15 protein-coding genes are annotated in these 13,624 nt (G+C 27.2%); 11 read left to right on the top strand and 4 right to left on the bottom strand.

Annotated features, from left to right (window positions below):
• The first annotated feature begins 8 nt into the window (after positions 1-8).
• The 9 genes from purF (at position 9) to RT575_RS09245 (ending at position 8,108) form a co-directional block, all read left to right on the top strand.
• Complete coding sequence (gene purF, locus RT575_RS09285) at positions 9-1,508, top strand: amidophosphoribosyltransferase (protein ID WP_313386360.1); 1,500 nt, start codon at positions 9-11, stop codon at positions 1,506-1,508.
• A 53-nt stretch (positions 1,509-1,561) separates the two neighbouring features.
• The gene (gene purM, locus RT575_RS09280; RefSeq protein ID WP_313580370.1) at positions 1,562-2,554 is read left to right on the top strand and encodes a phosphoribosylformylglycinamidine cyclo-ligase; all 993 of its coding nucleotides are present in this window, start codon (positions 1,562-1,564) and stop codon (positions 2,552-2,554) included.
• A gap of 545 nt (positions 2,555-3,099) precedes the next feature.
• Positions 3,100-3,735: a hypothetical protein gene (locus tag RT575_RS09275; protein ID WP_313386358.1), complete on the top strand. Its 636-nt coding sequence runs from the start codon at positions 3,100-3,102 to the stop codon at positions 3,733-3,735.
• A 24-nt stretch (positions 3,736-3,759) separates the two neighbouring features.
• Entirely contained in the window at positions 3,760-4,503 is a 744-nt protein-coding gene (locus RT575_RS09270) for an intradiol ring-cleavage dioxygenase (protein WP_313580367.1), read from the top strand.
• A 1-nt stretch (position 4,504) separates the two neighbouring features.
• Entirely contained in the window at positions 4,505-5,344 is an 840-nt protein-coding gene (locus tag RT575_RS09265) for an intradiol ring-cleavage dioxygenase (RefSeq protein ID WP_313580366.1), read from the top strand.
• A gap of 3 nt (positions 5,345-5,347) precedes the next feature.
• Positions 5,348-5,863 (top strand): hypothetical protein, encoded by a 516-nt coding sequence (locus RT575_RS09260; protein WP_313580364.1) that lies wholly within the window; start codon positions 5,348-5,350, stop codon positions 5,861-5,863.
• The gene (locus RT575_RS09255) at positions 5,856-6,902 is read left to right on the top strand and encodes a sensor histidine kinase (RefSeq protein WP_313580362.1); all 1,047 of its coding nucleotides are present in this window, start codon (positions 5,856-5,858) and stop codon (positions 6,900-6,902) included. The genes RT575_RS09260 and RT575_RS09255 overlap by 8 nt, the downstream gene beginning before the upstream one ends.
• Positions 6,895-7,581 carry a LytTR family DNA-binding domain-containing protein gene (locus RT575_RS09250; protein WP_313580360.1) on the top strand — a complete coding sequence of 229 codons (687 nt, stop codon included), beginning with the start codon at positions 6,895-6,897 and terminating at the stop codon, positions 7,579-7,581. Before RT575_RS09255 ends, RT575_RS09250 begins: the two co-directional genes overlap by 8 nt.
• A gap of 125 nt (positions 7,582-7,706) precedes the next feature.
• On the top strand, positions 7,707-8,108 hold the full coding sequence (locus tag RT575_RS09245) for a hypothetical protein (RefSeq protein ID WP_313580358.1): 402 nt from the start codon (positions 7,707-7,709) through the stop codon (positions 8,106-8,108).
• 49 nt (positions 8,109-8,157) lie between these two features.
• On the opposite strand, the gene RT575_RS09240 is transcribed toward RT575_RS09245, so the two are convergent.
• Genes RT575_RS09240 through RT575_RS09225 form a run of 4 tightly spaced genes read right to left on the bottom strand, consistent with a single transcriptional unit; the run spans position 8,158 to position 11,086 of the window.
• Positions 8,158-8,763, bottom strand: coding sequence for a hypothetical protein (locus RT575_RS09240; RefSeq protein ID WP_313580356.1), 606 nt, complete (start codon positions 8,761-8,763; stop codon positions 8,158-8,160).
• The gene (creD, locus tag RT575_RS09235; protein WP_313580354.1) at positions 8,745-10,091 is read right to left on the bottom strand and encodes a cell envelope integrity protein CreD; all 1,347 of its coding nucleotides are present in this window, start codon (positions 10,089-10,091) and stop codon (positions 8,745-8,747) included. Before creD ends, RT575_RS09240 begins: the two co-directional genes overlap by 19 nt.
• 60 nt (positions 10,092-10,151) lie before the next feature.
• Entirely contained in the window at positions 10,152-10,451 is a 300-nt protein-coding gene (locus RT575_RS09230) for a transcriptional regulator (protein WP_313386349.1), read from the bottom strand.
• 8 nt (positions 10,452-10,459) lie between these two features.
• Positions 10,460-11,086, bottom strand: coding sequence for a hypothetical protein (locus RT575_RS09225; protein ID WP_313580352.1), 627 nt, complete (start codon positions 11,084-11,086; stop codon positions 10,460-10,462).
• A 144-nt stretch (positions 11,087-11,230) separates the two neighbouring features.
• Between RT575_RS09225 and RT575_RS09220 the strand changes: the two genes are divergently transcribed.
• The gene (locus RT575_RS09220; protein ID WP_313580350.1) at positions 11,231-12,910 is read left to right on the top strand and encodes a helix-turn-helix domain-containing protein; all 1,680 of its coding nucleotides are present in this window, start codon (positions 11,231-11,233) and stop codon (positions 12,908-12,910) included.
• A 61-nt stretch (positions 12,911-12,971) separates the two neighbouring features.
• Entirely contained in the window at positions 12,972-13,532 is a 561-nt protein-coding gene (gene purN, locus RT575_RS09215; RefSeq protein WP_313580348.1) for a phosphoribosylglycinamide formyltransferase, read from the top strand.
• Positions 13,533-13,624: the final 92 nt, after the last annotated feature.

The following is a 13,624-nucleotide window of genomic DNA, read 5'->3' as shown; positions in this document are numbered from 1 at the left end:
CATTTGAAATGATTGATAAAAAATTACATAAAAGTCAGCTAAAGGCTGAATATCTAACAAATTTCTACGAAAGAAATTTGTTAAAGAAATATGCAGCCGATACTGTTGACAGTGTTAATGAAGAATGTGGTGTTTTTGGTGTTTATTCACCAAATAAAATAAATACATATTCTATAACACAATTTGGTTTATTTGCACTTCAACATCGTGGTCAAGAGGCTTGTGGAGTTTCTTTTTTGAAAGATGGAAATATTAAAACAGTAAAAAAAGCTGGTTTAGTATTAGATGTTTTTAAAACTATGGAATCTGATATTGAAGAATATCAAGGGAATGCTGCTATTGGTCATACTCGATATACAACGGCAGGTGACGGACATAGAAGAAATATACAGCCACTTTATACATATAATATCTATGGTAAACCTCATTTTTCTATTGCTCACAATGGAAATTTGATTGAAGTCGAAGGTTTAAGAAAAGAATTAGAAGCAGAAGGGTTACCATTCTTAGCAACATCAGACACTGAAGTTCTTTTACGTTCTATTCAAAAATATTCTCATTTGGATATGGTTGAAGCGATACAAAAAGGAACAGAAAAAATAAAAGGTGCATTTTCTGTGTTATTATTGGCAAACAATCAATTAGCTGCATTTCGTGATCCAAACGGAATTCGACCATTATGTATGGGAAAGCTGGATGATGCTTATGTATTCTGTTCAGAGACTTGTGCTTTAGATGCTGTTGGAGCTGAATTTATTCGAGATGTAGAACCAGGAGAATTAATTGTTGTTGATGAAAATGGTTTAAAATCATATTCTTTAAATCAACCTTCAAGAAAAAATATTTGTGCGTTCGAATATATTTATTTTGCTCGTCCAGATTCTAATATTGAAGGAAATGAAATTTATGATTTAAGGGTTGAATCAGGAAGAAAATTATACGAACAGTCTCCTGTTGATGCTGATATTGTTATTGGTGTTCCCGATTCTGGTATTCCATCAGCAATCGGTTATTCAGAAGCTTCAGGTATTCCTTATGAACCAATTTTGATAAAAAATAGATATATGTCTCGCTCTTTCATTGTTCCATCACAGGAAATGAGAGAAAGAGTAGTAAATCTTAAATTGAATCCAATCAAAAATAAAATCAAAGGAAAGCGTCTGGTTGTTTTAGATGATTCAATTGTTCGAGGTACAACTTCAAAATTATTAATAAAAATTTTGAAAGAAGCAGGAGCAAAAGAGATACATTTCCGATCAGCTTCACCTCCAATTATAGCTCCATGCTACTTAGGAATTGATATGCCATCAAAAGCAGATTTAATTTCTGGAAATAAATCAATTAAAGAAGTTGAAAAATATCTTAATGTAGATTCATTAGATTTCTTAACTGTAAATAATTTAATTGATTTATTAGGTAGTGATGAACATTGTTTTGGATGTTTTACAGAAAAATATCCTGTTAATTATAGTAATCAAACACAAGAAGAATCAACTTCTTGTTGTTAAATTGTTAAACGAAATTCTATTTATGAATTTCGAAAAACTAAATCATAATTAAAATGAGTAATACATATAAACAAGCCGGAGTAGATAAAGAAGAAGGTTATCAAACGGTATCAAAAATTAAAGAAGCTGTTGCAGCAACACATAATGAGAACGTGTTAAATGGAATCGGAAGTTTTGGAGCTTTTTACCAATTAGGAGGTTATAAAAACCCTGTATTGGTTTCTGGAACTGATGGTGTTGGTACAAAATTACGTGTCGCTTTAGATTCGAAAATTTATGATACAGTTGGAATAGATTGTTTTGCGATGTGTGCAAATGATATTCTTTGTCATGGTGCAAAACCTTTATTTTTCTTAGATTATTTAGCTTGTGGAAAATTAGATTCTGATGTTGCGGCAGAAATTGTTTCTGGAATTGCAAAAGCATGTAAAGAAACAGGAACAGCTCTTATCGGAGGAGAAACAGCAGAAATGCCAGGAATGTATAAAGTTGGTGATTATGATGTTGCAGGTTTTTGTGTTGGAGTTGTAGAACGTGATGAAATAATTGATGGCTCTAAAATAAAAGCAGGACAAGCAATTGTAGCTTTACCAGCGAGTGGCTTTCATTCTAATGGTTTCTCATTAATTCGTAAAATATTTCCAGATTTTAATGAGGAATTTGAAGGAAAACCTTTATATGAAACATTGTTAGTTCCTACAAAATTATACCAGAATGATATTTTTGCAATTAAAGATGTAGGAATAGAAATGTCAGGAATTGCTCATATTACTGGAGGAGGTTTATATGAAAATGTACCTCGTATTATTAATAATGGTTTATCTGCTGTAATAGAGAAATCAAAAATTAATGTTCCTACTGTAATGCAAGAATTAGCAAAGCGAGGAAATATAGCAGAAGAAGAAATGTTCGGTACATTTAATATGGGAGTTGGAATGATTGTTATTGTTAATCAAGAAGATGCTCAAAAAGTAGTAGATATTGTAAAAGGAAGTGCTATAGTTGGAGAAATTCAAGAAGGAGATAATAAAATTATTCTGAAATAGAATCATTTCAATAAAATATAAAATCGGATAAGTTTACTTATCCGATTTTTTTATGCATTATTCTATTTAATAAATCTTTATATTTAGAAAAAAATGATATGAATATTTTTTTATGGATAATATCAATCTTAGGACTAATTATGAGTATTATTATGTTTATACCTTCAATAATGTCTTTAGGAGCTCCGAAAATAAAATCAGAAAAAACACTTAATCAATGGATGAATTTAATTGTTAATTTGTTTCTAAGATTAACGTTATTCTATCCAATAGTTTTTATCTTAGGAATTATTATATCACTTTTTTTTAATATATATATAGAATTGTATTTTACAATCTATCTTCTAGTTCTTCTTTTTTTATTCATTTTATGGAGATTTTTTGAAAATAAACTTATTTCAAAAACTTTAGATTAAAATAATACTTATTTTAAAGTATTATTTTCATTTTAACTTATTCTATTTACCTACATATATATTCTGTTTACCTCTAAAATTTAATCATTCAATTTCTTAACAATATTTTTGATTTATAGAAATGAGGATATGATAAGATTATGTAAAGCTGAAAATAGAAATTTATTTGAAAATAATTTCTTACGTATAAATGCATTAGATGAAAAAACTAATGTTTCTGATTTTGCTTTTATTGATGATATAGCCTTAAATGAACATGGTATTTATCAAAAAGTAATAAAAGATAGTGGTTATCTTATTTTATTGCCTTTGTTAAATGGTATTCGTCTTAATATGAATGGATTTAATTGGACTATAAAGACAAATCAAGTTTTTGTATACTATTTAGAAAAAGGATCTATCATAGAAATCTTAGGAGAATTAAAAGATGAATACTCATACTTGTATTCTTTGTTTTTAATCAAACCAAAAGAAAAAATTAGTAATAGTATAGCTCCAATTGAATTAGAAAGAAATAATCATTTAAATAAAATAGTTAGACATAGTTTATTCAATGTTTTTCTTGGAAAATTTGAAGATAGAAAAGAATCCGAATTACCATTAAAAAAAGTAGAAAGAAGCTGGTTAGTTATTTCATTGACAGGAATATTTGAAGTACATGATCGACTTATAGAATCTAGAGATTTACTTTCTATAGGTTCTGATGAACATGTAGATTTTGAATCCTTAAGTGAAGATTCATTATTAATGGTAATTGATTATTAATTAAAAATATAAAAAAGTATAAAAATGGAAAGAAAAGAATTTTTAAAAAATAGTCTAGGTTTCTTAGGAACAGCACTTATTTTACCAAAAGTAACTATGTCTTGTAAAAGTGATGATAATTCATCAGTAACATCAGATTCAACAACTACAGAAGTAGGAACAAATGAATCTTGTACTGTATGGCCAACAGAAACAGAAGGTCCATTTCCTACAAAAATACCATCTAGTTACGTACGTACAGATATTGTTGGGGATAGAACAGGTGTAGATGCTACTATTGAGATTATAATTCAGGATGTTAATAATAGTTGTGCTCCAGTAGAAGGTATTATCGTTGATATCTGGCATTGTGATAAAGATGGAAATTATTCTCAATATGGAGGAACACAAATGCAACAAACGAATTATCAATCTTATAATTTTTTAAGAGGAAGACAAGTAACAGACTCTAATGGTAAAGTGAAATTCACTTCTATTTTTCCTGGTTGGTATATGAGTCGAGCAACACATATACATGTACATGTATATGATAAAAGTGGTACATCTGTAAAAGTAACACAAATAGCATTTCCAGAAAGTAGTGCTAGTGCTGTTGTAGTTGTAAATTCTGCAACTTCTTATGGATATACAAAAGGAATGTCAGGTTATACTTATAATGCGCAAGATAATGTCTTTTCTGATGATACAACAGGTCAACAAATAGCAACTGTTTCTGGTAGTTTGAGTGAAGGATATACAATTTCCTCAACAATAAAAGTATTAATATAAAATGAACAGAAAAGATTTTATAAAAAATAGTTTAGGGTTTTTAGGAGCAAGTTTAATTGTTCCTAAGGTTCTAATGAGTTGTAATAACTCAAAAGCAGACCAAAAATCAGATTGTGAAGTTTGGGATTCTGAAACAGAAGGTCCATTTCCAACAAAGCAACCATCAAGTTATTCTCGTTCTAATATAAAAGGAGATAGGACAGGAGTGAGCGCTGTTATAAAGATTACACTAACCGATGTAGATGATAATTGTATGCCTTTAAAAGATGCTATTGTAGATATTTGGCATTGTGATAAAGATGGAAATTATTCTCAATATGGAGGAATGGTCATGCAGCCTACAGATTATAAGTCATATAATTTTTTGAGAGGAAGACAATTAACGAATGAAAAAGGTGAGGTTCAATTTAGTTCAATTTTCCCTGGGTGGTACATAAGTCGCGCAACACATATACATGTACATATTTATGATAAAACAGGTAAATCATTAAAAGTTACACAAATTGCATTTCCAGAAGGTAATGATTCTGCTGTAGTTTTGGTTAATGCTGCGAAATCTTATGGTTATACAAAAGGAATGGAAGGATATACCTATAATGCAGATGATAATGTTTTTTCTGACGATGTTGATGGTAATCAAATAGCAAAAGTTTCTGGTAGCCTAGAAAAAGGTTTTATGATTGATGTAAATATTGTAATTTCAACTAAAAATATAGAAGAATTTAAAGAACCAATGGGAGGTCCTGGAGGACCAGGAATGCCACCACCAGATGGAAAAATGGGACCACCTCCAGGAGGAAAACCAATGGTGCCTCCAACAACAGTACAACAACAAAAATAGAATATGTCAATAAAGATTCATAAAGTACAATTTGCTTTTCGATTAATTATAGATGCTAAGACAACATCTGTATGGGAGAAGTATGTTTTAGAAGCAACATATAGAGAATATTATTTGCAAGAACAACTTTTTCAGGATGCAAATAATAAAGTTGATTCTTTTATGGATCTTAAACGACTAAATCCTAAAGCAGAACAATTGCATTATTTAGTTGGAATGAGTTCTATTCATTATATAGAGCAATTGAAAGGAAATCTTTATCAAATTAAAGATAATTTAAATAAGAATCATCTTAAATTCATTAATTTTGAAATAGATATTATTAATTCATCCAATAAAAATTTTAATGAACATAAGATTGGAATTACATTTTACACGCAACAATATTATTACTTTGGTGAAGTAAATAATTGTTATTTAGTAGCAGAAAATATAGATAATACTGATTTAATTCAAACCATGCTGATTCCAAATCGACCATTTTTTTCAATCTCATCAATCTCAATAAAAGATGAATAAAAAAATTACAAAAAGAGAAATTATAATTTTCTCTATAATTTCAGTCGTATTTATATTAATTCCTTTTTTATCTGTTTCAAATAATGATACAGCCAATAATGTTTTATTTGAAACAAGGCATTTCAGAAGGATGTTATTTGAGAACATATTATTATTGATGTTCTTTTTTCTGAATTATTTCTTATTAATTCCAAAATTGTATTTCAAAAGAAAGTATATAGTTTATACTTTAATTTTAATCGCTTGTTTTTTTATTGTTTATAAAATTCCTGAATGGAGTTTTCATTTACAAAAAATGCCTAGAAAAGAGCCTCCAAGGTTTGATAAATTTAGACATGATGGTCCTCCTCCTCCAAATTTTGTAATGTGGAGTCCGAAAATATTAATGTTTTTTTCTTTGGCAATAATTTCTCTTTTCATAAGACAAAATAAACGTTATGTAGAAATGCAAGAACAGAAACAATTGTCAGAAATTGCTTATTTGAGAGCTCAAATAAATCCTCATTTCTTATTTAATACACTAAATAATATTTATGCATTAACACTTCAAAAATCAGATTTTGCATCAGATGCTGTAATGAAATTATCTAAAATGATGAGATATGTAGTATCACACTCATCAAAAGATTTTGTTCCATTAAGAGAGGATTTAGAATACATAAAAAATTATATAAAATTACAACAACTTCGTTTGATTAATAATAATTCAATCGTTTTTCAAATTAATGGAGATGTTTCAGATATAAAAATTTCACCATTATTATTAATTAATTTTATAGAGAATGCTTTTAAATATGGTATAATTGATGATGAATATAATCCAATTAAAATAAATATTTCTATTGATAATACAACATTAACAATGTTGGTAGAAAATACAATTCTAGAAGATGTAAATCTTATTGAGGAACAAAGTGGAATAGGATTAAAAAATACCAAGAAGCGTTTAGATGTAATTTATGCAAATCGCTATCAACTAGAAGTAAAGGAAACAAGTTCCAATTATTTTGTTAGATTAAAATTATTTTTAAATGATTAAAGCAATTGCTGTAGATGATGAACCTCTAGCCTTGATAGTTTTAGAAACATACTGTAAAAGAAATAATGAGGTAGAATTAATAAAAACTTTTTCAAATTTAAAAGATGCTCAAAAATATATCAATCAATTTCCTATTGATTTAATGTTTTTGGATATACAAGTTTCAAGAACAAATGGAATGGAATTTTATAAGAAATTAGAAAATAAAATTCCAGTGATATTTACAACCGCATTCGAAGAGTATGCTGTAGATGGTTTTAATGTCTCTGCATTAGATTATTTATTGAAGCCAATTGAATATGAGCGATTTGAAGAAGCGATTTGTAAAGCTAAAAATAGTTTAGGAAATAATAAAGTTAAAAACGAAAATGATTTTTTATCAATTCGAGCAGATTATAAATTAAATAAAATTTATTACGAAGAGATAGAATATATTGAAGGATTAGATGATTATGTAAAAATCCATTTATCTGATAATAAAAAGATAACTGCAAGAATGTCTATGAAATCTCTTTTAGAAAAACTACCTGATAATCTTTTTATTAGAGTACATCGTTCCTTTATTATTCCTACAAAAAGAATTAAATCAGTTCAAAATAAATCAATTTTCTTAGAGAATAAAGAAATTCCTATTGGGGATACTTATAAATCTGTAGTTTCAGATATTTTTAAGAATTAACTTTCATTCAGTATTTTTATAAAAAGCTCAACTTATGTTGAGCTTTTTTTAGTATATATTGTTTTTGCTAAATTATAATTTATTATATTTAATTGATAATTAACAATTTATAAAAAATAATTAATATGAAAAAACTAGTATTATTTTGTGGTTTATTTATTTCTAGTATTGCTTTTTCTCAAGAAGGTTTTCCTGGGACAGATAATGGTAATATAGGTGGAGGAAATGGATCGAACAATGGTTCTATTGATAATAGAGAAGTTACAATTACATGCTTACCTAATAGTAAATCTTTTAGATATTATCTTCCTCCAGCTGATTTCCAATTAGGTGAAGGACAAGAGAATGTTGAAATATTAGTGAGGAAAGTCAATACTAATGAAGTAGTTTATGATTTTAGCTCTCCATCTGCAACCATGGGGCTTATACGTGTAGGAACATCAATTCCTGAAGAATTCTCAATACAAGTTATTATTACTGAAAAAAGTGGAGTTGTATTTGGAAATTTCACAAATTGTGTTCTATAAAGGTTATTAGAAAATTAAAATAAAATCGGATAAATTAATTTATCCGATTTTATTTTTTAAGAATTGCAGAAAGAACATTTATCAATATAAAATTTAAAAAAGTAAAACAAATAGCAGTTGTAGGAAAGCTTGCTATGATAAGAAAATATATAATTATTCCAAATAAAGCTTTCATTATAGCTATTATAATGATTGCAAAAAAATCTGAAAAGGTTAGATTTTTTTTAATGTAAAGGAAAGGTACATTAAAATCAACATGGAAACTAAATATTCCAATAGTAAAGTTAACTATTACACAACCAAATAGTAAAAAAATAAAGACGAAGTCTATCTCATTGAATGAATTAAAACTAGAATTAAAGAATTGATCTACAAATACAGTAAAAACAATTAGAAACCAAAAAATATTGGTAAGTATAAATAATTCTTTTACATTTTTGATTCCTTGTTTTAAGATTAAATCATTAAAATATTCAAATTTATAATATAGGCTAAAACAAAAAGATAATAGTGATAGACTAATTAAATAAATAGAAATTGATTGAAATATTTTATCATTTTCAATTTGTTTTTCAAGAGAAAATGCCATCAGTACAATACCGATGACAAAAACTCCTAAATACAAGTGAATTAATTTTATTTTATCTTGTTCCATTCTATATTTTTAGAGTAATACATGATGATTGCTAGAATAAAGAATAGTCCAATACTTCCAACTAATAATGCATGTTCTTTTAATTGTAAAATGCTATAAATAAAAGAATAAAGAATAATTAGCATCAATGTTATTTTTAAAGTTAATCTTAACGAATTAAGAAATGAGTAAATAAATAATGAGATTAAAATTATTGTTGCTATTGAGGAAATCAAATATGAAAAATCAAAACCTATATATTCTGATAAAGATAAAAGCAGTATAAAATTAATGCAAATAGCAAAGCCAACTAAAGCATATTGAATGATATGAATATTAAAATTATTTTTTACTTCTATAAAAAAGAAGGCAGCAAAAGTTAAACTAATAAATAAGATTGCATATTTTGTAGATCTATATGTTTTATCATAATGATCATTCATTTGTAAAAACTCAACTCCAAAAGTGTAATCACTAAAATTATTAGCAGTACGCCATAGTTGTCCATTTAAAGGATTTTGTTGATATATAGACCATTTTATATTTGTTTTTCCATTTTTATTTGTTGGGTTATCGTTTGGTAGAAAGTTGCCATCATATTTTAAATCTTTCCAATTGGTTGTTAAATCTACATTTGTATTAATGGCAGAAGGAATGAAATTTAGTATTTCAGAACCTTTAATTGATAGATTAATAGTGACTTTATTAAAATCGAATGTTGAATAGTCTATATTTTGAGATAAGAATTGGATCCTTTCTTTTTGATTTTTTATTTCATTGTTAATTATTAGTGTTTGATTATCAGAGATTAATTCATAATTTTTATTGGCAGATTTAGCGATAACATTATTTTCATAACCTTTTGAATTTGTAATTCCGAAAATAAGTTTTGTAGAAATAATATTCTCGGGTTTTATTTTAATATTTTCTAGTATATCATTAAAATTTTTGAATTTAATTTCTAAATCAATTTTTGATTTGTATACACTTGTCTCGTATATACTCCTTTTTTTAAATTGCGTATTAATGTCACCTTTAATGTCTAATTTATCAGCTGAGATATATATTTTTTTTTGAATTGTTATATCTTTTCCTTCTGCATTTTTACTGTTTTCTGAATAGGTTATTTCAAGAAAAGGACCATAAATAGTTTGTTTTCCACTCCATTTATTAGATATCTCAGATGTTACATCTTCCTTATATTTTTGTCTTTCTTGTATTAAACTTAAAATAAAAGGTATTGGAATTAGTAAACATAAAGTTAGAATTCCGATAATAAATCCTTTAATCATTGTTTTATTTTGATTAATAGGAATTTTAGTTTCTTGATTTGAATTGTTGTTTTCCATTTTTTTATAAATATATAATTAAAAAGTACTTTGTATTTCAAAGTAAAAAAGTAAAAAAAATTATTTCATATTTTTAATAAGCTCTTCAAGATATGCTAAATGTTCCTGAAAAGATTCTTTTCCTAGTTTTGTAATTGAGTATGTTGTATTTGTTTTTCGTCCTATAAATCCTTTATGTACAACGATATAATTATTATCTTCTAAATTTTTTAAATGAGAAGCTAAATTTCCATCTGTAAGATCAAGGAAGTCCTTTAAATCTTTGAAAGATATTTGTTCATTCATTATCAAAGCACTCATTATTCCCACACGAATACGATTATCAAATACTTTATTTAATTTTTTTAAATTAAAATCCATGGTCAAATTTAAGCTTTGTTATCATATTTTTTAATAATATAAGCTCCAAAAATTAGATGGAGAATTCCAAAACCTATAAACCAAAATAATAAACCATTATATATAAAATAGAAAGCTAATAATCCCAGAATTATTTCACATATCGCTAAGTATTTAATTTCTATAATAGTATCACGTTCTACAGTGTATAAAGCTAATCCATAAAATAATAGAGTAGAAGGAGCAAAATAAGCAAGATTTAAATTTTTGATAAAAATTAAACTTATAATTCCTCCAATAACTAATATAAAAGCAAACTTTTTTAAAATACGTTTAGTTACAGGATTAATAAATTTTATATCATCTTGATTAGATTTCTTTATCATAAATAAAAATCCGCCAGTTAAAGCAATAACTAATGTTATAATACTTAGAAATATTAATTTAATCTTTATTGTACTTAAATCAGTAAATTCTTGATAACCGCTATAAAAAGATGAATTTTCCAAAATTCCAAAATAAGCTATTGTAGCAGAAATTATACCTACAAAACCAACCCATATTCCACTCCATCCACTAATACTTGTGAATTTAGAACTTCTTTGCATCATCGATTTTATTTCATTCAGACTATTTATAGGATCTTTTTCTTGCATAACAAAAGTACTTTGAAATACAAAGTTAATTAATTTTTTTATATTTTATAAAATATTTGAATCTTTTTTACAAATTTCCTCACTTCATACAATCTTCTTATCTTTGTCCTTTATTTTACAATTCAAAAATTCACATAGAAGATTATGCAACAATCGAAAGCCATGGCAATATTAAAATCTGGAAGAAATGTATTTTTAACAGGTTCTGCTGGTGCCGGAAAAACCTATGTGTTAAATCAGTATATTCAATACCTCAAACAGCATGGCGTTCCAGTTGCTATAACAGCATCTACAGGGATTGCAGCTACTCACATGAATGGACAAACAATTCATTCTTGGGCTGGAATAGGGATTAAAGATTATGTTTCTGATCGTTATTTAGCATCATTACGAGATAAAAAATATTTTCGTGATAAGATGGATAAAGTCAAAGTATTGATTATTGATGAAATTTCTATGCTACATAGAAATCAACTTGATGCAGTTGATTATGTTTTAAAATTTTTCAAGCAAAACGATGAGCCTTTTGGAGGAGTACAAGTCATTTTTTCTGGAGATTTTTTTCAGCTTCCACCAATCGGAGAAGAATGGGAAGAATCAAAAGATAAATTTTGCTTTATGTCTGATGCTTGGGTACAATCAAAAGTTCATATTTGTTATCTTACAGAACAATATCGTCAAACAAACAATGCATTGAATGATATTTTAAATGAAATTCGTTCTGGAGCTATTTCTCAAAAAACAGTTGATTTGTTAGAGTCAAGAATAGAGTATTTTGCAGACGAAATAGATACACAAACACGTTTGTATACACACAATATGGATGTTGATAGAATCAATAAAGGTCAATTGATTAATATTGATTCGTCATCTAAAATATTCGAAGCAAAAGTTGCTGGAAATCCTGCTTTGATAGAAGTTTTAAAAAAATCAGTTTTAGCTGATGAAGTTTTAGAATTAAAGATAGGTGCTAAAGTAATGTTTGTGCGTAATAATTTTGATGTCGGTTTTGTAAACGGAACTTTAGGTACTGTTTCTGGATATACAGACAAAGATGAGCCAATTATTAAAACATTAGACGGAGAATTTTATATTGCTAAACCAGAAACTTGGGCAATAGAAGATGAAGGGGGAAAAGCATTAGCTTCGTTTACACAAGTTCCTTTACGATTAGCTTGGGCTATAACAATTCATAAATCGCAAGGAATGACTTTAGATTCTGCTTTTATAGATTTATCTAAAGCATTCGAAAAAGGACAAGGTTATGTTGCACTTTCTCGTTTGAGAGATTTAAATTCATTGATGTTACATGGTTTAAATCAAACAGCTTTAGAAATTGATTCTTTAGCGATGAAAGCAGATAGACGTTTCCAAGTATTATCCAATGAAATAGATGATTTTTTAGATGAAAAAGAATTACAAGATTCTTGGGCTCCATTTATTCGTCATTCTGGTGGAACATTAGATAAGAAACAAATAGCTAAAAATAAAGAAAAAAGTAAGGTAAAAGATAAAGGTCCAAAAAAATCAACTTATGAAATTACTTTAGAATATGTAAAAGAAGGATTATCTTTGGAACAAATTGCAGAGAAAAGAGGTTTAACAACATCAGCAATTGTTGATCATATTGGAAAAATCAAGGAAACTGAACCAGACTTGGATTATTCTAAATTTAAACCATCTGACAAGATTATTGATAAAATACGTTTCGCTTATAGCGAAATTGAATTTGAAGAAAATAGAGTCTTAAAACCAATTTACGATTATTATAATGGAGAAGTTGGTTACGAAGACATAAAGAAAGCATTGCTTTTTATTGATTAAATCAATTCAACTACTGAATAGTATAATCAAAAAACAGAACAACAAACACAAAATAATATAAATGAAAATAGCTGTATTTGTATCCGGAGGAGGAACAAATCTTCAAAATATTATTGATGCTATCGAAGATGGTACATTACCAAATGTAGAAATTTCTATGGTAATGGCAGACAGAGATTGCTATGCAATAGAACGATCTTTGGATAAAGATATCCGAACATATGTCTTAGACAGAAAAACTTTTTCTGAAGATGCTGAACACAATCTTGAAGACGAAGAAATAGATTTAATTGTCTTAGCTGGTTTTTTAACAATTTTATCTCCAGAATTTACGAAGAAATGGGGAAATAAAATGATTAATATTCATCCTTCTTTATTACCAAAATTTGGTGGTAAAGGAATGTACGGAGCCAAAGTACATAAAGCTGTTTTAGACGCAGGAGAAACTATATCTGGTGCTACTGTACATTATGTAACAGCAGGAGTAGACGAAGGAGAAGTTATAGCACAAAAATCCTTCAATATCGAAGAAAATGACAAAGTAGAAGATTTGCAAAGAAAAGTTGCAGCAGTAGAAGGAGAAATCTTTATAGAAGCAATAAAGCAAATTAGTAATACATAAAACTAAAATGCCTCAATGTACTAGTACGTTGAGGTTTTTCATTTTATATCCTCGAAAAATAAACAAAACAATAAACTTTAAAAACTAAATAC

The sequence above is a fragment of the Chishuiella sp. genome, from assembly GCF_032109125.1.
In the GTDB taxonomy this organism is placed as follows: domain Bacteria; phylum Bacteroidota; class Bacteroidia; order Flavobacteriales; family Weeksellaceae; genus Empedobacter.
The sequence above is the reverse complement of the archived record's forward strand: the minus strand, read 5'-3'. Positions and strand labels throughout refer to the sequence as shown.

Excerpts from the sequence above, each read along its gene's own strand:
- RT575_RS09230 (WP_313386349.1), bottom strand. The coding sequence starts at position 10,451 with ATGGATTTTAATTTAAAAAAATTAAATAAAGTATTTGATAATCGTATT.
- RT575_RS09225 (WP_313580352.1), bottom strand. The coding sequence starts at position 11,086 with ATGCAAGAAAAAGATCCTATAAATAGTCTGAATGAAATAAAATCGATG.
- purF (WP_313386360.1), top strand. The coding sequence starts at position 9 with ATGATTGATAAAAAATTACATAAAAGTCAGCTAAAGGCTGAATATCTA.
- RT575_RS09240 (WP_313580356.1), bottom strand. The coding sequence starts at position 8,763 with ATGGAACAAGATAAAATAAAATTAATTCACTTGTATTTAGGAGTTTTT.
- RT575_RS09265 (WP_313580366.1), top strand. The coding sequence starts at position 4,505 with ATGAACAGAAAAGATTTTATAAAAAATAGTTTAGGGTTTTTAGGAGCA.
- RT575_RS09255 (WP_313580362.1), top strand. The coding sequence starts at position 5,856 with ATGAATAAAAAAATTACAAAAAGAGAAATTATAATTTTCTCTATAATT.
- RT575_RS09245 (WP_313580358.1), top strand. The coding sequence starts at position 7,707 with ATGAAAAAACTAGTATTATTTTGTGGTTTATTTATTTCTAGTATTGCT.
- RT575_RS09220 (WP_313580350.1), top strand. The coding sequence starts at position 11,231 with ATGCAACAATCGAAAGCCATGGCAATATTAAAATCTGGAAGAAATGTA.
- RT575_RS09250 (WP_313580360.1), top strand. The coding sequence starts at position 6,895 with ATGATTAAAGCAATTGCTGTAGATGATGAACCTCTAGCCTTGATAGTT.
- RT575_RS09260 (WP_313580364.1), top strand. The coding sequence starts at position 5,348 with ATGTCAATAAAGATTCATAAAGTACAATTTGCTTTTCGATTAATTATA.
- RT575_RS09270 (WP_313580367.1), top strand. The coding sequence starts at position 3,760 with ATGGAAAGAAAAGAATTTTTAAAAAATAGTCTAGGTTTCTTAGGAACA.
- purN (WP_313580348.1), top strand. The coding sequence starts at position 12,972 with ATGAAAATAGCTGTATTTGTATCCGGAGGAGGAACAAATCTTCAAAAT.
- RT575_RS09275 (WP_313386358.1), top strand. The coding sequence starts at position 3,100 with ATGATAAGATTATGTAAAGCTGAAAATAGAAATTTATTTGAAAATAAT.
- creD (WP_313580354.1), bottom strand. The coding sequence starts at position 10,091 with ATGGAAAACAACAATTCAAATCAAGAAACTAAAATTCCTATTAATCAA.
- purM (WP_313580370.1), top strand. The coding sequence starts at position 1,562 with ATGAGTAATACATATAAACAAGCCGGAGTAGATAAAGAAGAAGGTTAT.